Raw genomic sequence first — 18,948 nt, forward strand, 5'->3', positions numbered from 1 at the left:
TGGTGGATCAGTGGCAGAAAGCATTAGCCGCCAACCAGAAGCAGCGGGAAAGATCCAACTCGTTCTTTACGTAGCAGCAGGTATGATTGAAGGAGCAGCACTTTTCGCAGTGGTTATCGCTCTTCTTATCGCGCTTAAACTCAATGGCTCAATTGACAAAACAATTGGTGCTGGTGCCACTAAAGTAGAACAAGGACAATAGTCTTGGTTATCCTCGCGGCTTCCGGCTTCAATTTGCTGAAAGTCAATCCGGGTCTGGTCATCTGGACCCTGGTCACTTTCTCAGTTGTTGTCTTCGTTCTTAAAAAATTTGCATGGGACAAGATCCTTCATGCTCTCGAAGAACGTGCTTCCGGCATCCAAGGCGATATCAACAAAGCAGAAACCCTTCGCGTAGAAGCAGAGAAGTCTTTAAAAGAATACAAAGACCAACTCTTCAAGGCGACGGAAGAAGCTCACAAAATTGTCGATGAAGCTAAAAAAGATGCAGTTGCTCTCCGCACAAGATTGACGGAAGAAGCACACAACGAAGTAAAAGGCATTAAAGACAGTGCACTTCGCGAAATTGATTTAGCGAAAAGCAGAGCTTTATCTGAAATGCAAAACCAAATTGTGGAAATGTCCGTTCTCATCGCGAGTGAGATCTTGGAGAAACAATTAAAGAAGGAAGACTATGCTTCCTTTGTCGAAAAAGAGATCGCAAAACTCGATAAACTTAAAATCAAATGAGTCTGAACCAAATTTCAAAGGTTTACGCAACGGCACTTTTAGAGTTAGCGCAGGAAGCTAACTCACTTGAGTCAACGGAAGAGGAACTTTCATCTTTAGTGGATGTTTTCTTTTCCGATGAGTCAATTCGCCATTATTTCCTTTCTCCGTTAGTTGATCCTTCCGAGAAAGAAAGAACTGCTGAAAAGTCAGTTCAGGGGAAGGCATCAGAAATCGTTGCCAACTTCATTACACTTGTGGTTCGTAAGAATCGCTTTCTATTCCTTCAGGATATTTTGGAAGATTATAGATCAGGAGTGGACAGGCTTAAAAATCGTAGTTCGCTTCGTATTGTTTCCAAAGAGTCTCTCGGTAAAGAAACAATAGATCGAATCACTAAGTCCATCTCTTCCAAATTCGGACGCGAAGTTCGCGTCACTGAACAAACGGATCCAACACTTATCGGTGGATTCAAAATCTTTATAGACGACTTTTTAATCGATGCCTCGATCCGAGCAAAACTTGCCGGAATAGAAGAGGCTCTCCTCCAAAAGAAAATCCCAGTCGGAGCATTTGAATGAAAATTAAAACAGACGAAGTAACGTCGGTACTAAAACAAGAAATTAAAAACTTCAAAAAAGACCTTCAAGTTGAAGAAGTTGGAACGGTTCTCGAAGTAGGGGACGGGATTGCGAGAGTTTACGGACTCACTAACGTAATGTCAGGAGAGCTTGTTGAATTCCAAAACGGAGTTCGAGGACAAGCATTCAACTTAGAAGAAAACTCTGTTGGGGTTGTAATCTTCGGTGATTATATTAAGATTGAAGAAGGTTTTTCCGTTAAACGTGTTGGGAAGATCTTCGAAGTTCCGGTAGGACCAGAACTTCTTGGTCGTGTGCTTAACCCTCTTGGGGAAGTCATCGACGGTAAAGGACCACTCAATGCTAAAAAAACAAGACCTGTTGAGTCACCAGCTCCAGGGATTGCAATGAGAAAGTCCGTTCATGAACCAATGCAAACAGGTATCAAAGCAATCGATGCAATGATTCCAATCGGTCGTGGACAAAGAGAGCTTATCATTGGTGACCGAGGAACAGGAAAAACTTCCATCGCAATCGACACCATCATCAACCAAAAAGGAAAAGGTGTGATCTGCGTTTATGTAGCGATTGGACAAAAAGCATCTACTGTTGCTTCCACAATCGAAATGTTACGTGAAAAAGGTGCATTAGAGTATACTATCATCGTATCTGCAAACGCATCGGAACCAGCTCCTATGTTATACATTGCGCCTTACTCTGGTGCGACTATGGCTGAATACTTTATGTATGAAGAAGGCAAAGCAACACTCGTTGTTTATGATGACCTTTCTAAACAAGCCGTAGCTTACAGACAAATGTCACTTTTACTACGCCGCCCACCAGGTCGTGAAGCGTATCCTGGGGACGTATTCTACCTTCACTCTCGCCTACTTGAAAGAGCAGCGAAACTTGATGATAAATTTGGTGGTGGGTCCATGACAGCACTTCCAATCATTGAAACGCAAGAAGGGGAAGTATCAGCATACATTCCTACAAACGTAATCTCCATCACTGACGGTCAGATTTACTTGCAGTCTAACCTTTTTGCATCGGGCCTTCGCCCTGCGGTAGACGTTGGTATTTCTGTATCACGGGTAGGATCTGCAGCACAAATCAAAGCGATGAAAAAAGTAGCGGGAACTCTCAAGTCAGATTTGGCTCAGTTCCGTGACTTAGAAGCATTCGCTCAGTTAGGAACAGAACTAGATCCAGTAACACAAGCTCAGCTTGATCGTGGATACCGAGTTCTTGAAATCTTAAAACAACCAAACAACTCACCAACTCCAGTAGAAGAACAAGTAATCTCCATTTTTGCCGTAACCAAAGGTTTTATGGATACTATCCCTACTGCGAAAGTACGTGAATTTGAAACTTACTTACTCAAGACCATGAGAGAGCAACACCAAGAGATTTTGGAAGAAATCAGAACTGCTAAAGAAGTAAAACAAGAAGCGGCTCTGCAAAAAACAATCAAAGCGATTGTAGAACATTTTCTAGCAAAGAATAACTAAGGGGAAAGATCTTGGCGACACCGCGTGAGATAAAAAAGAGGATTAACTCGGTTAAAAACACGAGAAAAATCACTCGAACCATGGAGATGGTCTCCACGGCAAAGGCAAAAAAAGCGACTAACAAAGTGAATGCTGCGAAACCATACGCAGACTTAACTCGTGAGTTAGTTTCTTCTTTGTCTAGCCTTGCGGGTATCATTCACAGCCCTTACTTGAGGAAGCCGGACAAAATCCGAAAAGTTGCTATCCTTGCAATTGCCGCAAACCGTGGGTTATGTGGTGGTTTTAACTCCAACCTACTCCGTATGGTGAAAAATCGTATCGAAGAGTTGAAGTCCAAAGGTGTGGAAGTTGAAGTCCATGCTGCTGGGAAAAAAGCAATCGCTTTCTTTAAATTTGCAAAAGTAGATTTAGTAACAACACATACCAATATCGACGATAAAGCGGGAAGTAAGGAAGCAAACGAACTTGCTTCTTATTTTATGGAACGTTTTGCAAACGAATCGGTGGATTCAGTTGAAATTATTTCCACTCATTACTATTCGGCAGCAACGCAAAAACCTGAGATAACCACTGTGCTTCCATTACAAATGGAAGAGGCTGGATCCAAAGGTTCTTCGGGCCCAGAAGTATTGTATGAGCCAGATCCAAAAACTATTTTGGAAAACCTTCTTCCGATGGTGATCAAAACAACTTTTGTTAAGATCATTTTGGAGTCGGTAGCTTCCGAACACATTGCACGAAGAGTTGCTATGAAAGCGGCAACAGATGCAGCAGGTGAGATGATTAAACTTCTTACTCGCGGTTACAACCGAGTTCGTCAGGCAAAAATTACGCAGGAAATTTCAGAAATCGTAGGGGGAGCGGAAGCCATCTCCTAACAAAGGTCTTTCGGAGTATATATGAATAAAGGTAAAATTAAACAAATCATCGGTTCGGTATTGGACATCAGTTTTGAGTCCGGGAACATGCCTGAGATCTACAATGCCGTAGAGATTCAATCTAAAGTAAACGGCAAAGACGTTACAATTACTGCAGAAGTACAACAGCACATCGGAGACAACACAGTTCGTGCGATCTCCCTTCAATCCACAGACGGATTAAAAAGAGGATTGGAAGTTGTTGATACAGGAGTTCCAATTTCCGTTCCAGTAGGAACAAAAACTCTTGGTCGTATCTTTAACGTGCTCGGTGAGGCAATCGATGAACTCGGTGACCTTCCAAAAGACGTAAAAAAGATGCCAATCCACAGAAACGCACCTTCTTACGAAGAAATTAAACCTAAAACTGAGATCTTTGAAACAGGGATCAAGGTAATCGACCTACTTGCTCCTTATATCAAAGGGGGAAAAACAGGACTATTTGGTGGTGCTGGGGTAGGAAAAACCGTTCTCATCCAGGAGCTAATCAACAACATCGCAAAACAACATGGTGGTTACTCCGTGTTTGCTGGTGTGGGTGAAAGAACTCGTGAAGGAAATGACCTTTGGAACGAGATGAAAGAATCAGGCGTTATTGATAAAACCGTTCTTTGTTTTGGTCAGATGAACGAACCACCAGGTGCTCGTCTTCGTATTGCACTTTCTGCTTTGACTATGGCAGAAAACTTCCGTGATGAATCCGGATCTGATATCCTTCTTTTCGTAGATAACATTTTCCGTTTCTCTCAAGCGGGATCTGAAGTATCGGCCCTTCTTGGTCGTATGCCATCTGCGGTAGGATACCAACCAACTCTTTCCACTGAAATGGGTGGGTTACAAGAACGGATTACCTCAACTGTTCGTGGATCCATCACTTCGGTGCAAGCGATTTACGTTCCTGCCGACGACTTAACGGACCCGGCTCCTGCAACTGCGTTTGCTCACTTAGATGCAACAACGACTCTTTCTCGTGCGATTTCAGAAAAAGGGATTTATCCTGCGGTAGATCCACTGGATTCTACTTCTCGAATCATGAACCCACAAATTGTTGGGGAAGAACACTACAACACAGCGCGTGAAGTACAAAGAATTCTTCAAAGATACAAAGACTTACAAGATATCATTGCAATCCTTGGTATGGACGAACTTTCTGAGGATGACAAAATCCTTGTGTCTCGTGCTCGTCGTTTGGAAAAATTCCTCTCGCAACCGTTCCACGTAGCGGAACAGTTTACAGGTCGACCTGGAAAGTATGTAAAATTGGAAGATACCATCCGTTCCTTCAAAGGAATCATTGAAGGTAAGTATGACACCCTTCCTGAGCAAGCATTCTACATGGTCGGATCGATTGACGAAGTAATCGAAGCGGCGAAACAACTCAAAGGTTAATCAGGATGAGTAAAGAACTGACTTTAACAGTCATCTCTCCTGACAAGATCCTTTATCAGGGCAAGGCAGAATCGGTGATTCTGCCAGGTTCTGTGGGTTATTTTGGAATTTTACCAGGCCATGCCACTCTTGTGTCCCAACTCGATTTTGGACTCATCAAATTGCATACGGCTGGAAAGGAATTTCGAATCGCCATTGATGGGGGATTTTGCGAAGTGAAGGAAGACCAAATCAGAGTGCTTACCGAAGGTGGGGATTCTGAGGACGATTTATCTCATGACCACGCTGTGGAACTCCTCCAGGAGGCGGAAGCTCTGCCTCTCTCTAAAGACAAAGAAATTCTTCTAAAGAAAGCAAAAGTTCGTATTTTACTGCACGAACGTTAATTTTTTTCCCCCCTTCTTGCCGAAAATAAACCAGAGGGGGAATTCCTTTGGCTATAGATTGGATTCGACGTTCTGTATTGGTTACGATACTCATTGCCGGATTCTATTACTTAAAGGAAAACCCTGATTTGCGAAAAAGTATCTATTCTGAAAAACCGATTCGTGTTAAAATTGAAGGACCCGTGCTCCATCCTGGGTTTTATTCATTGGACGCAGGATCGAACGGAAAGGATTTAATTGAGGTAGCAGGTGGTTACGTACCTGGAACGCAAATCAAAACGGAGGACAGTATCTTGGAACAACCGTTAGAAGACGGCCAGATACTAAATTTGGGAAAACGGTAATCGAGGCGAATGGCGGATCAAGAACAGAATAAAAACGAAGATCTAGAAAACATCGAACCAATACTTGATGAAGACTCGTTTTCCTTAGATTTGGATGATTTTGATATGGGTGATGACGATGATTTGAATGTATCACCTGGGATCGAAGCTCCAAACCTTGAAGATATTACTGCTTTCGATGACGATGACGACTCCATTTCGGACATGGTGGCATCCTCCGATTCTTATGATGATTTATTAGATATAGACTTAGATTCAGATTTAAATCTACTTGGGGAAGAAGACCCAATCCTTCATGATGAAGACATACATGCAGATTTTTCTGATTATGAAGAAGAATCCGAAAAAGAAAAACCACAATCAAAACCAAAACAATCACATAATGCTTTAGATGAAGACCTTGAGTTAGAGTTTGATGATGATTTGTTAGACCTCGATAAAGAAATCGAATCAATTCTCAATGGCGAAGACGGAATTTTAACTCCAAAAAAATCAAAACAAAATTTTGAAGAAGAGGAAGATGGACCAATCTCTCTTTCTTTAGAAGAGTTAGAAAATATAACAGGTTCTGCAGAAGTTGAAGAGGACTTTGAGGGATCAGATGATTCTAACTTCGAAGAAGAACATTCTCTTATTGATGAACATTCCGACTTAGATTTAGATCTGGATGATTCTGAAATTGATACAAACCTTTCCTTTGACGAAGAAGGAAAACCTGAGTTTGATCTAACCGATCATGACGAAGAAGAACCATTTATACCTAAAGATGATTTAAGTTCTGGAGAAGAGGAAGAAGAGGTTGGGTTCCAGCCTTTAGTGGATCCAGAAGAAGAAGAACTTTTTGGCCAAACAAAAGAAGATGAAAATTTAACTCTCTCTGATGAAGAATTAGGGAGTATTTTAGGTGCTGGTGGAGAAGCAAGTTTAGAAGAAACACTTGGTTCTGAAGAAGAGTTCTCTTTATCAGATGATGAAGCTGAACTTCCTAGTTTCTCTGATGAAGAAGGCGACTTCGATCTATTAGGTGGTGAATTCGGAACACCAGAAGAAGAACCTATCATTACAGAAGAAGATGGTGAGGATGAAGGTCCACTTACCTTATCTTTGGAAGAGTTGGAAAATATCTCTGGAGAGGCGGTCGAAGAAGACTTTGAAGAACCAACTTCTGATATCTTAAACGAAGAATTAGAAGATGAGTCTATCACACTTAGTCCAGATGAACTTGGAAACATCATCGCAGGTGATCCAATTGAAGAAACAGAGGATTCTGAGGAAGAAGAATCCCACGAACTCGATACAGATCTTGGTGATGATTTTGGTTTTGCATTAGGCGAACCAGAATCTGACTTCGAAGAACCAGAAATTTCTGAAGAAGGTCTCGAAGGCCAAATGGAAGGGTTCGAATCTTCTGATGAAGAAGATGAAGGTCCTATCGCTCTTTCTATGGAAGAGTTGGAATCGATCGCTTCTGATGCAGAAGAAAACTCCGAAGAAGAACTTGTGGATAGTTTGGACAGGGCTCCGCTCCCTTATGAAGAAGAACTAACACCTAAATCTGATTTACTCGCAGAGGATGAGGAAGATGAATCCATTGCCTTGTCCATGGAAGAGTTGGAAAATATCACTGCTTCCGAAGAACAAGAAGAAGAGGAAATCGAAGAAGAAAACGTAACTCTTTCTGCAGAAAGTTTAGATGAAATTTTGGGAGAGGAACTTCCAGGTGAAGGCCTGGAAGACATTGCCGATCTTCCTATAGAAGAAGAATATTCGTTATCTGAACAAACGGGTGACGAAGAACCACTTGATTTCGACTTAGGTTCGTTTGGTGGTGATGATTTAGTAGAACATGAATCGGAAGCTGATTTCGGGGATTTTGCTTCTGAATCAGCAATTGATGATAGTTTTGATTTATCAACTCCCGATCTTCCCAAAGAAACGAGAACACCAACTCTTGCCAGCGATGATTCTGAAGAATATGAAGTTGATTTAGATGATTATGCGATGGATGGAAAACTTTCTCCATTAGAAGAACTTCGCAAATCAGATGTATCGGCACCAGAATTGGAACCTGCTTCTGCAAGTGCAATAGAAGAAGATGGGCCAGAGAATTTATCTGTGGGTGATCGTAAAAAGGTATTGGGTTATTTAGATAACTTACTTGGTAATCTACCTGATGATGTGATCCGTGAGTTCTCGAAATCTCAATACTTCGAGTTATACAAAAAAATGATGAAAGAATTGGAGTTATAAAGTGGGACTTCTCGATAGAGCCGAAGAAATTAAAAAAACTTCGGGTTCCGCGCCTTCAAAACCTTCTTCAAACATTCCCGAAAAACCGTCTTTATTAAAAAAAGCGGAACAGTTTCATGAGGAAGAAGTTTCTTCAATCAAAGAATCTGTTCCCGTCCTTGATTCCGACTCAGATTGGTTAGACGATAGTTTCCCTGATTCACTGGCTACTGAAATTGGCGATTTACCGAATCCAGATGGAGAAGAAGAATTTGATCTCAGCGATATCCCAGAACTTACAGATGCTGATTTTGGTGATTTAGCAGACGAACCTTGGGATGAGAATCCTCTCCCACATTTAGAAAATGATTTAGATGATTCACCAAACGAGTATGAACCTGTTTCGTCTGAAGATCCAACAGCAGAGGATACTCTTGCAGAACCTGACTTGGACTTTGATTTGCCATCGGAAGAGGATTTAAGTCCAGACTTAGTAGCAGAGCCACCAAAACCAGAAGAACCGGTGGAAGAAACACCTCTTTCGCATTCCACAGAACCAGAGTTTGGTGATGATTTGATTGATCGTGATTATCATGATGAAATCTCCGAACCAGATGCTCCTCTTCCGGAAGTGAATATTTTTGATGAGTGGGAGAACGATGCCAAAAAAGAGGCGGCCAAACAACCTCTTCGCCCAACCAAAGATGATCCAGCACCCATTGGAGAAGACGTTCTTTTTGATGATGAATCTGATTTTGGTACAGCACCAATCTCCTACCATTTAGCATCAAAGAAACGTATCGAAAACTATCAGGCAATTTTTGAGATCACTAAAGAAATTGCATCTTCTAAGGAATTTTCCGATTATTTTGATAATCTAGTGTATAGTTTGATTGGTCAGGTGGGTTGTAACTCTGTTGTGGTTCTCACTTCCACAAATCTAAAAAATCCAAAATGGGAATCGGTTGCGGCACAAGGTGTTTCATCCAAGGATTCTTGGTATCTTTCTCCTGGTGATGAGATTTATTCACGCATTGTGGATTCAGAAACTGTTATTTATGCTGGGGAATTTAAATCTTCTCGGTTGCCGGATCGAGAGTTTAAGTTATTAACCGAAATGGGTTCTGAAATTCTTGTACCCATTCGACATGAAGAAAAATGTTTTGGTGTTTTATCTCTTGGAAAACTAATCAACGGAGAAGAATACATCACTGATGATTTGGAATTTGCTAAAATTGTAGGAGATATCGCTGGATCCGTTTTTGCAAGAGTCTCTGAGTTCGAATCCATCAATGATGATTTAGTCCAAGCAAAGGAAGTCATCGAGATCAATGAATCTGTTTTACGTTTTGCTAGGGACTTCGCTCGTGTTCGTAAAATGGATGAAGCTTACGACTTACTCGTTGAAAATATCAAAACAAAGTTAGGTGTAAAACAGTTTTCCTTTTTAGTTTTAGATTCGGAAACTCGTTCTGACTATATTGTATTTGGTTCTAACTTTATATTACCCGAAAGAACCAAAGATTTTAAACTTAGTAAAGATTCTGATATTGTTGGAATGGTTTCCAATGTCCCAGGTGTTTACCGATTAGAAAATTTTCGTGAAGATGCAGAATTAAAATCTATTTTTACAAATGATGAATTGGGAATTATGAATGAGTTCACTATTTTACCAATCATCAATTTAAATTGGCTTGTGGGAATGATCATTGTGCATTCAACGGGTGCTGTTTGGACAGATACAACGAGAGATGTCGGTGTCACTCTTCTTGAAACCTCTGCTCCTGTGTTTGCAAACTTGCTCATTCTTCAGGAAAAAGAAGCTTTATTTAGAAATCCATTCAATCCATTAGAGGCACGAATCTTAAGCGAAATTGAAAAAGCCTCGCAGATGAATACAAACTTCACTGTCACACTTTTCAAAATTCAAAACGTATCCAGAATGATTCATTTGGTAGGAGCAGGGACGTTTGCTCGGTATGCTGATGTTTTGCGTAAAACAATGATGGATCATATTGGAGAACTGGACTTTTTTACTAGAGTGGGACAAGGTAAATTTGCGATGGTTCTTCATGGAAAAGATAAAGAAGAAACCGATGTAGTGATCAAAAAAATCAAATCCTCTTTTGCAAAAAAGGAAGATGCGATCATTGGATCATTTCGAGCAACTTATCGTGTTTTGAATTTATCTTATCCTCATGATACGAAGGACAAAAATCAATTTTTGGAAATGGTTGAAGAAGCCTAAGTAACTTTTGTGTTATTTAATTCTATTTCCTTCCTCTCGCATTTTGTCGTATTCTATTTAATTTATTATTATACGTCAGACCGAATCCGAAAGTATTTGCTTTTGGCATTTGGAATTTATTTCTACTCGCAGTGGAACATCAATGCAACGTTTCTATTATTTTTTTCTGTAATTTTCAATTATAGTTTAGCAAAGTATTTGGTTCAGGTTCCCGGGAAAAACAAAAGAGTTTTATTTGTTTTAGGGATTACTGCTAATCTGATTTATTTAGGAATTTTTAAATACTTTGTTTTTGTTTGGGGATTATTCTCTGATTTAAGAATTGGGTTTGGACTTTCTGGCCTTAGTTGGAAACCGGAAATTATTTTACCTATTGGAATTTCCTTTTATACTTTTCATAACATCAGTTATTTGATTGAAGTTTATGATGAAAAAATTCCTCCTTGCAAAAACTTTTTTACTTTTGCAATTTATGATTTGTTTTTCCCATTATTGTTGCTTGGACCCATAGAACGACCAGGGAATTTGATTCCGCAAATTGAATCAAAACAATTCATTTCCAAAGAAAATATTTGGAATGGAATTTCTTTATTTGTATGGGGTGTGTTCATCAAATCGACAATTGCTGATCCCTTTTCCAGGTATGTCGAGCTTCATGCCGAGAGTTTTGAGACTTTGGAACCAGGAATTTTATGGATTGTGGCTCCCGTCATCGCGTTTCAAATTTATGCAGATTTTTTTGGGTATTCTCTTTGTGCGATGGGCCTTGCTGAAATGATGGGTTTTCGGTTGATGAATAATTTCAAAAGACCATTTTTTTCCTCCAATCCTTCTGAGTTTTGGTCCAAATGGCATATTTCCCTTTCTACTTGGTTACGTGATTACGTTTATATAAAGTTAGGTGGAAATAGGCATGGGTTCTTACGAGAGAATACAAATCTTATTGTGGTTTGGTTCCTGGCTGGTATTTGGCATGGTGCCGGTTATGGATTTGTCATTTGGGGATTGTATTTAGGTCTTTGTTTGATTCTCTATCGTATCATGAAACACTATGGGTTAATCAGGTTTGAGAGTCGGCTTCAGTCCTTTTTTGGAATCATTTTTACTTTTTATAGTTTTTCTTTGGGTTTACTTTTATTTAGAATCCATTCACCTTCTGATACCAAACTGATTTTGGAAAACTTATTGTATCCTCCAAAACTTTCTTCCCTTCCGGTAATGATCCTTGTGACTACGATACCATTGTTAGTCTTTGATTTATGGCAAGAGTGGAAAAAAACGGATCGTCCTAATTTTTATATTTCTACAAAACCATATTCGTTTCTCCTTATGTTTTTCTTTTTGTTTCTTTGGTTTTCGTTATTCTCTCCATTTGGAAAACAGGATTTTTTCTATTTCCAGTTTTAGGTGCATTGTATGAAAATTCGTTATTGGATCCTTACCTTTGTTTTTCTTTCTTTATTTATGCATCTTACACTAGGGTGGTTCATCCCGTTTTGCGAAACTACTTCTTCATATTGGTATTTATCTAAAACTAGAGAAGGAAAAACCTCGGACAAAATTAAGGTTTTGGTATTAGGTGATAGTCAAATTGTCAGTGGGGTATCGCCTAAGTTAATTGCTGAAATCGAAGGAATTTCTTTGGACGAAGTATTATACCTTCCGAGACCAAGTGAACAACCAGAAGGAATTTTATTAAATTCACTTAATTTGATAGGTAAACTTCCCAATCTAAAAAAAATTTATGTAAACCTTTCTCCCTTAAATACAAGTAAGAATTCTATTACTGATTCTCATAAACAATTGTATCATTCTTTCGGAACATTTTCCTTGAATGCAATAACAAATCCATTTTTACGGAAGGCATATTTTTCTAATTTAACAGATATCAGTTGGAAAACTGTTATTACTGTTTTTCCTTATTTTGGAATTAGTTCTAATCTGAATCGTTTGGTTTATGATCGGTCTACTCAAATCGATCTTCCCAGAAGAAAAGAAGAATATCTTTTTATCAAACAAAGTATGCATAACTTACAGGGATCTTGGGTCTGGAAATCAGTTGGTGAAGATCCAACCTTACAAGAATCAGAAGATTTTCCAAATCTAAACACAATGATTCTTTCAGGAAAAAGAGAACTTTCCATTCAATTGTGGTTGGATTGTTTTAAGTTATGGGAAAAACAAAAATTAGAAGTAGTTTTACTTCGAATTCCCTTTTCTCCCAAAATGGAAAAGGACATTTTGAAAACAAAAGCAAATGTAGTGAGTGATGAGATTTTTAAAACTGTTACATCCAATTCTTTTCAAAAGAATGTAGTTATCTTTGATTTTAGGGCTATATTTTTAGAAGAGTATCAGTATTTTGCAGATCTAACCCATCTCAACCAAAAAGGAAGAGATGCGTTTTCACTGATTTTGAAAAGATCGTTATTTGATCACACCCGCTCTTCGACCAAGAGCATGTAAGTTAAGTCCCCAACCAAGGCCAAAAAATTGTTTTGGTGTTAGGATCTCCTCAGTGCTCGGATCCCAGATATCTTTTACAAACGCCTCTGCTGAGATTTCTGTTGCGTAAGGGATTCCCCAGAAATTTTTATCTTCTTTGTATGACATGAATTTGCCTCCTCATTTGACCTAATTTTAGGATTTGGAGGATTCTACCATAGTATAAAATTCTTGGAAATGGTAGGCCGAGTCATGGGGACCGGGGCATGCTTCTGGGTGGTATTGAACAGCCATCACAGGAAGGCCAGTGGTTTTGAGACCAGCAACCGTATTGTCAAATAGATTGATCCTTGTGATTGGCATCTCACTCGAAGACTCACCTAACACATGGAAGCCATGATTTTGGGATGTGATTTCGATTTTACCAGTTTCTTCATTTCGAACTGGATGGTTTCCACCACGGTGACCAAACTTTAGTTTTGCTGTTTTTTTACCCAATGCAAGCCCAATGATTTGGTGGCCGAGACAAATTCCAAAAAGAGGTTTCTTTGCATCCATGATTGCTTTCGCAGAAGCAATGGCATAATCCAGAGGAGCCGGATCTCCGGGACCATTGGAGAGAAAGTAGGCATCGAATCCATCTTTTAGTAGATCTTCAGCTTTTGTTTTTGCAGGAAAAACATGAACATTGAATCCAGCAGAATCGAGAAGTTTGAGTATATTTCTTTTGATTCCAAAATCATAAACAGCAAGTTTAAACTTACTAGGTGAATGTGCTCCAAACAAATATGGTTTTTCACAGGTCACCACTTGGGCAAGGTCTTGACCTTCCATAGAAGGTGCATTTTTTACTGCCTCTAAAAAAGAATCTTCATAAGTTTCGCTGATAAAAATTCCGCAAGACATTGCTCCAGAGTTTCGAATAATGCGTGTTAGTTTACGTGTATCAATCCCTTCAATTGCAGGGACTCCAAATCGAACGAGAAACTCACTCAGAGTTTCTTTGGATTGGAAATTGGAAGGTCGTTTTACATATTCTTTGACAATGAGTCCAGAAGCCTGGATCCGATCGGATTCCATATCGTCGGGATTTATCCCATAGTTTCCAATCATAGGATAAGTGAGGGTCACGAGTTGGCCTTTGTAGGAGGGGTCAGTGATGATTTCCTGATATCCCGCCATAGAGGTATTGAAGACTACCTCGCCGATCGAATTCTTATTTGCACCGAAGGATCGGCCCTTCATGACCGTTCCGTTTGCTAAAACCAAAAAAGCCTGCATCAAATCCATTCCAAAGAATTGAGTCCTAATGACGAACAAAAATTCATTAGTCTTTGGTGTAATAACGTTTTATCCGATCGTAACGGTAATCTCCATTGATTTCCACGGTTTGCATTTGGGAGAGTGATTCAGCCATTTCTTTGGCGAGAGCCGGCTCAATGGTCAAATAAGAACGTTTCCCACGGACCAGGTAGACAATCTGACCGGTTTCCCCATCGGCTTCGACCACCTGCCCTTGGATCCTTTTGGACTGAGAAGCAGGTGAATTGATAGAAACTTGGTATTTTTGAAAGATATGGGGACGGCCTACGCAAACCCAAACATCCGAAGTTGGTGAAATCTGTGTGGCCTTTCCTTCGACATGACGTTTTTCTGGGGACTGGTTGCCGAGAGCAAGGCGCATGGTATCTGCATCACAGAAGATGGTTTTCTCTCGGAGATTCGTACTATCCAAATAGCGAAACTGAGGCTCTGTTCCTTGTGCCTCCCAATGCACCAATTCGCCCGAAAAACGAATCACCTTCCTTTCCTTGGCAAGGAGATCGGTGGAAAACAGAACAAAAAGCAAGAATAATCTGCAAATAAGGAAAACTTGCTTAGACGGCGTTAGACTCATTCGAATTACCACATTTAACACAATTTTCGTTTAGATTTAACAATTTTATTTGACAAATCCTAGAAGAACGACTAGTTTCATTGCAATTGTCGGTATGAATGGCTGCTCACTTGCATTCGTTTGACCACAGGTACGAAAAAAATTCAGGAAACAACTCACTAAGGAGTAATCATCAATGCTGAAATCTCTACGTTTTGGAATGCTGGGGTTCTTACTTTTGTGCTTAGCTGGAAGCTTAAGCGCACAATCGGGTCCTCGTTCTTATTTTATGGTCGGTCTTGGTATGCAATTCGACCTGGCACAACTTGGTGGAACCATCACAAAAGATGGTCTCGATTCAGGTCAACCTAGATTAACTGCTTCAGGCCAACCTTACGGAACTCCGCAAAAAGCAATTTATGCTGAAAACACATTGATCAGCTTAAAGAGAACCACTGGTGGTGCTGTTGGTGCAAAAACTAACGGAGCTATGGTGGGTGGTAACATCAACGTAGGTTACGAAAAAGAAGGAATCTTTGGAATCAATAGCCTTTTTTGGAGAGTCAACGTAAACTACACTACTAAAATCTCAGGTGGTGATACCTCTTCAACAATTATGGGTTACAAATGGTTAGACCAAGAGTGGCACTATACTGCTTGGACAGTTCCTACTTACCTAGGGATCAAACTTTACAATGCGGCTAATGACACTGCGGTTTACGTTGGTGCTGGTGTGAACTACTACCAAGGATGGTGGGGAGTTTCTGGAACAATCAATAACCCTGCTCTTCAAAGTTTCACTGCAGGAATGGGCCGTGATGGAGCTCCATTGTTAGGTGCTGGTGGTGGATCACTTCTTGGTGATGCTCCAAACCCAGGGATTCATAAAGAAAACGTACGTTTTGGTGCAAGCGGGATCGGTTTGAACTGGCTCGTGGGTGCTCAAACAAAAATCACTGACAAAGGTCACCTTTTCTTCGAATTGGAAACTATCCTTTCTGCAGGAATGGGAGTTGGTGGAGTTCAATCAATCGGTGGAGCTTCTGCTCTTGCACCTTGGGTAGCTTACCCAGTGGTAATCGGTGGACAAACTTACCGCGTAGGTTACAAAATCGAGATTTAATCAAGTTTCTAACTTGAGAAAATCAAAAGCCGGTGTTGGATTCCAACCCCGGCTTTTTTTATGCTTTGTTGGTCCGAGAAATCGAATTTGGTTTGAAGAGACCAAAAGAATGATCAGGTGTCGGAACTCAATTCATCAGGTTTGTTATTAGTTCTTTGTCTTTTGTTGTGAGTGAATTTGTTTCATGGGTAAATACTTTGAGTTTCACCTGATTATAAACATTCCATATTTCAGCATGGTGGTCCAATGCTTCTGATACCAGTGCCAGTTTCGTGATAAAACTAAATGCAGTTTTAAAATCGGAAAACTCTTTCTCAAATCGGAAAAAGGAAATCCCGTCCTCTGCATCCAATTTCCAGTCTTTGTAGGCATTTAGAAGTAATTCAATTTCCTGATTGGTAAGATCTGTTGGAGTTTCTCTCATTGTTTTACCTTTCTTTTGTGAAACACAATTAAATATAATCCGAGAAGGATAAAACCTGCACCAAATATTTTTTTCTGATCGAATGGTTCCTGCATAAAGAAAATCCCAACAAACATTAAAAAGATGGGTTCTATGAGTAATGTGGCATTCAGTTTACTAATTGGTAAATAGTTGTGTGCTTCAAAATAAAATGCCCTACCTAAAAAATACCCTAGGAGTGAAAATAACCCGAGAACAAAAATGATAAAAAAGTCAGGGATATGGAAACTTCCAATGAAAAGAGAGTATAAAAAGAAAAATACAGTTAAAAGGAAAAGTCGTAAATAAGCATACTCAAGCCCCAAAATTTCAGGAATGTATTTTTTGATCATATAACTTTGGATCGCAAAAAGAAAAGCACTGACTAAGATTAAAAATGCAGAAAACAGTTGAATCTGTCCCTGTAAGGTGGAAATCATATAGATTCCTAAAATAGCAATGACGATCCCTAAAATTTCTCTTTTCTTAAGCGTTTCGCCAAGAAAAAAAACTCCCAGTAATACATTGTAAAGGACTGTTGTTTTGATAAGGATAGCAGCTGGGCCTAAATCCGTTTGTTTTAGGGCAAAATAATATAAAACAATCCCAATGGCGTTGGATATGGTTCCGAGAGTTAAGATGAGTCCGTCTCTTCTTATGGTTGTGATGACTTTTGTTTGTCTTTTTTTTGAAAACAAAAAGTAGGGTGTTACCATCAAAAAAGCAAACCCAACTCCAAATAAAGCTGCGATCTCTGGTTCTGTGTTGTAGTTACGAAAAATTTCTTTGAATCCAATGACTTCTAAAGCAAAGAATACTCCCGTTAGAAATACAAAGAAATATCCTTTTTTTTCATTACCAGTCAATGGGTTCTTTTCCTTGTGATACTAAGTATTCATTCGTTTTTGAAAAATGTTTATTTCCTAAAAACCCTCGATATGCGGAAAGAGGAGAAGGATGGGCTGATTTTAAAATCAAATGTTTGTTTGGTGGGATTAGAGATTCTTTTTTCCCCGCGAAAGATCCCCATAATAAAAATACCAGATTTGATTTTTCTCTGGCTAAAATTTGGATCGCTGCATCTGTAAACTCTTCCCAACCTTTGTTTTGGTGTGATCCCGCTTTGTCTTTTTGGACAGTGAGGGTAGCATTGAGAAGGAGGACACCTTGGTTTGCCCAGCGTGTCAGATTTCCCGATTTTGGTATGGGTTTTTGTAAGTCATCATGGATTTCTTTAAATATATTTTGTAAAGAAGGAGGAAAGGGGATTCCTTCGTTTACCGAAAAACAAAGACCATGAGCTTGCCTTTCTCCGTGATAAGGGTCTTGGCCAAGAATGACAACTTTCACTTGATCGAAAGGACAAGAATCAAAGGCATTGAAAATGAGTTTTGCTGGTGGGTAAACGGTTGAAGATTTATAAGCCTCACGAACCCATTCACGCAAATTAGAAAAATAAGGTTTTTCAAATTCATCAGTGAGAACCTCTTTCCAACCAGGTTCAATTTGAACGTCTTTCAATTTTACCCTCCGAATGAAAATATAATACTCGTAAGTCGATTCCGCCATGAGTGACATGGATTGTTTTTTTAGAAAAATTTCTAAGTTCTCTCATACAATCACTCCATTTATCTTCCGTGGGACAAAGGACAAATCCAAGTAATTTTGGTTGATTTTTAGTTAGTTTTAAAAGTTCTTCCAAACGTTTCCCGATTTTGGAATAGAGTTTTTCTTCAGGTCCTGTCTGTTCGTGTTTACGAAGTCCATAAGGCGGGTTTAAAGGTAAAAAGTAATGAGCTGTTTTTGAATCTGCCTCTGGCAAAACAGGAAAAGTTTTAAAAAAATCAGAGATACTATGATCCCAATGATTTACTGAAATGATAGACTTCCATCGTTTGAATTCTTCTAACCAATAATTTTCTAGGGCCGGGTCTGTGTCTTGGATAAGAATGGGTGTTGGGTTTGGATGTGTAGATGAAGATAAAATCTCTTGTCGTTTCTTTTGGAAGTGAGTGATTGATTTTTCTGGAAATAAAACTAGTTTAGAAAACAAAAAATTTCTTGGTAAGGATAAAAGAGAAATTTTCTCCTCTTGTAACATCCATTCGGTGGCAAATGTTAAGGTTCCTGCAAATGGAATGTACAAGGCAGAGATATCTTTTTTAGATACAAAAAAAATATCAAAAGTTTGCGAAATCAAGATTTGACTTAAATCTTCTGGGATCGGTGCACTTGTGGGGAAGTTGGCTTTGATTCCACGTTTGTAACCAGGTTCGCCTAGTAATGAAAGCGAAACGGTAATCTCATTCTCAAAATAACTAATATGTAAGTTTTCTTTGATTTCATAAAATTTGGTATTGGTATCAGAAAATAAAGGTTTTGCGATAGAAACCGCTTCCGTTAGAATACGATCCCATTCTTCTTCTCTTACATCAGAAGATTTGTCCCAATCAGTTGTACGACCAATCACCAGACGGATGTCTCTTAGAAAAAGACCATGGAACAAAAGATAGGCGATTTGGTGGGAGTTAGTATTTTCCAGTTTGATTTTTTCAGAAAAAACTCGGACATTGGGTTCCGGTTGGTTTGGCAAAGGAACAGAACCTAAAACCTCTTTGATTTTTTCGCCCACTTGAGTCGCGGTGCCAGGGGGAAAATAAACCTCCCAGCTGAGAGTGGTTCCGGTTTGTGGTTTTCGGATTCTAAATTTCCAATTCATCTTTTCCTTGCTCTGAACCTTTCTTTC

General features: G+C 39.5%; 20 protein-coding genes. 13 read left to right on the top strand and 7 right to left on the bottom strand.

Going from position 1 to position 18,948, the window contains the following annotated elements:
• The 12 genes from CH361_RS13165 to CH361_RS13220 form a co-directional block, all read left to right on the top strand.
• Positions 1 to 202 (top strand): ATP synthase F0 subunit C (locus CH361_RS13165; RefSeq protein WP_100791284.1); only part of this gene is annotated, 202 nt, incomplete at its 5' end.
• A 2-nt stretch (positions 203 to 204) separates the two neighbouring features.
• A complete protein-coding gene (locus CH361_RS13170; RefSeq protein ID WP_100791285.1) occupies positions 205 to 729 on the top strand; it encodes a F0F1 ATP synthase subunit B in 525 nt (174 codons plus the stop codon).
• The gene (gene atpH, locus CH361_RS13175) at positions 726 to 1,289 is read left to right on the top strand and encodes an ATP synthase F1 subunit delta (RefSeq protein WP_100791286.1); all 564 of its coding nucleotides are present in this window, start codon (positions 726 to 728) and stop codon (positions 1,287 to 1,289) included. Before CH361_RS13170 ends, atpH begins: the two co-directional genes overlap by 4 nt.
• Positions 1,286 to 2,800 carry a F0F1 ATP synthase subunit alpha gene (gene atpA / locus CH361_RS13180; RefSeq protein ID WP_100791287.1) on the top strand — a complete coding sequence of 505 codons (1,515 nt, stop codon included), beginning with the start codon at positions 1,286 to 1,288 and terminating at the stop codon, positions 2,798 to 2,800. Before atpH ends, atpA begins: the two co-directional genes overlap by 4 nt.
• An 11-nt stretch (positions 2,801 to 2,811) precedes the next feature.
• Entirely contained in the window at positions 2,812 to 3,681 is an 870-nt protein-coding gene (gene atpG, locus CH361_RS13185) for an ATP synthase F1 subunit gamma (protein ID WP_100791288.1), read from the top strand.
• Positions 3,682 to 3,702: 21 nt separating this feature from the next.
• Positions 3,703 to 5,109 carry a F0F1 ATP synthase subunit beta gene (gene atpD / locus CH361_RS13190; RefSeq protein WP_100791289.1) on the top strand — a complete coding sequence of 469 codons (1,407 nt, stop codon included), beginning with the start codon at positions 3,703 to 3,705 and terminating at the stop codon, positions 5,107 to 5,109.
• 5 nt (positions 5,110 to 5,114) lie between these two features.
• Positions 5,115 to 5,495 carry an ATP synthase F1 subunit epsilon gene (gene atpC, locus CH361_RS13195; RefSeq protein WP_100791290.1) on the top strand — a complete coding sequence of 127 codons (381 nt, stop codon included), beginning with the start codon at positions 5,115 to 5,117 and terminating at the stop codon, positions 5,493 to 5,495.
• A gap of 47 nt (positions 5,496 to 5,542) precedes the next feature.
• Positions 5,543 to 5,839, top strand: coding sequence for a hypothetical protein (locus tag CH361_RS13200; protein WP_100791291.1), 297 nt, complete (start codon positions 5,543 to 5,545; stop codon positions 5,837 to 5,839).
• A gap of 9 nt (positions 5,840 to 5,848) precedes the next feature.
• Entirely contained in the window at positions 5,849 to 8,089 is a 2,241-nt protein-coding gene (locus tag CH361_RS13205; protein WP_100791292.1) for a hypothetical protein, read from the top strand.
• Position 8,090: 1 nt separating this feature from the next.
• Positions 8,091 to 10,316 carry a GAF domain-containing protein gene (locus CH361_RS13210; RefSeq protein ID WP_100791293.1) on the top strand — a complete coding sequence of 742 codons (2,226 nt, stop codon included), beginning with the start codon at positions 8,091 to 8,093 and terminating at the stop codon, positions 10,314 to 10,316.
• A 102-nt stretch (positions 10,317 to 10,418) separates the two neighbouring features.
• Entirely contained in the window at positions 10,419 to 11,723 is a 1,305-nt protein-coding gene (locus CH361_RS13215; RefSeq protein WP_244279881.1) for an MBOAT family O-acyltransferase, read from the top strand.
• A gap of 9 nt (positions 11,724 to 11,732) precedes the next feature.
• A complete protein-coding gene (locus CH361_RS13220) occupies positions 11,733 to 12,782 on the top strand; it encodes a hypothetical protein (RefSeq protein ID WP_100791522.1) in 1,050 nt (349 codons plus the stop codon).
• On the opposite strand, the gene CH361_RS13225 is transcribed toward CH361_RS13220, so the two are convergent.
• From CH361_RS13225 to CH361_RS13235, 3 genes are read right to left on the bottom strand one after another with little or no spacing between them, the layout of a single operon-like run.
• Positions 12,744 to 12,929, bottom strand: a complete 186-nt coding sequence (locus tag CH361_RS13225) for a DUF5808 domain-containing protein (RefSeq protein WP_100791295.1) — start codon at positions 12,927 to 12,929, stop codon at positions 12,744 to 12,746. The two genes, CH361_RS13220 and CH361_RS13225, sit on opposite strands and share 39 nt — an antisense overlap.
• Positions 12,930 to 12,956: 27 nt before the next feature.
• Positions 12,957 to 14,042, bottom strand: coding sequence for a glutamine-hydrolyzing carbamoyl-phosphate synthase small subunit (gene carA / locus CH361_RS13230; RefSeq protein ID WP_100791296.1), 1,086 nt, complete (start codon positions 14,040 to 14,042; stop codon positions 12,957 to 12,959).
• A gap of 46 nt (positions 14,043 to 14,088) precedes the next feature.
• Positions 14,089 to 14,562 (bottom strand): hypothetical protein, encoded by a 474-nt coding sequence (locus CH361_RS13235; protein WP_244279883.1) that lies wholly within the window; start codon positions 14,560 to 14,562, stop codon positions 14,089 to 14,091.
• Between the two features lie 271 nt (positions 14,563 to 14,833).
• Here CH361_RS13235 and CH361_RS13240 point away from each other — a divergent pair, with 271 nt between their 5' ends.
• Positions 14,834 to 15,760, top strand: a complete 927-nt coding sequence (locus CH361_RS13240) for a porin OmpL1 (RefSeq protein WP_100791298.1) — start codon at positions 14,834 to 14,836, stop codon at positions 15,758 to 15,760.
• A gap of 127 nt (positions 15,761 to 15,887) precedes the next feature.
• On the opposite strand, the gene CH361_RS13245 is transcribed toward CH361_RS13240, so the two are convergent.
• From CH361_RS13245 to CH361_RS13260, 4 genes are read right to left on the bottom strand one after another with little or no spacing between them, the layout of a single operon-like run.
• Entirely contained in the window at positions 15,888 to 16,184 is a 297-nt protein-coding gene (locus CH361_RS13245; RefSeq protein ID WP_100791299.1) for a 4a-hydroxytetrahydrobiopterin dehydratase, read from the bottom strand.
• Positions 16,181 to 17,068, bottom strand: coding sequence for a DMT family transporter (locus CH361_RS13250; protein ID WP_100791300.1), 888 nt, complete (start codon positions 17,066 to 17,068; stop codon positions 16,181 to 16,183). Before CH361_RS13250 ends, CH361_RS13245 begins: the two co-directional genes overlap by 4 nt.
• Complete coding sequence (gene ung, locus CH361_RS13255) at positions 17,058 to 17,723, bottom strand: uracil-DNA glycosylase (protein WP_100791301.1); 666 nt, start codon at positions 17,721 to 17,723, stop codon at positions 17,058 to 17,060. The genes CH361_RS13250 and ung overlap by 11 nt, the downstream gene beginning before the upstream one ends.
• A complete protein-coding gene (locus CH361_RS13260; protein WP_100791302.1) occupies positions 17,704 to 18,921 on the bottom strand; it encodes a hypothetical protein in 1,218 nt (405 codons plus the stop codon). Before CH361_RS13260 ends, ung begins: the two co-directional genes overlap by 20 nt.
• Positions 18,922 to 18,948 lie beyond the last annotated feature (27 nt).

This window comes from Leptospira brenneri (assembly GCF_002812125.1).
GTDB classification, from domain to species: Bacteria; Spirochaetota; Leptospiria; order Leptospirales; family Leptospiraceae; genus Leptospira_A; species Leptospira_A brenneri.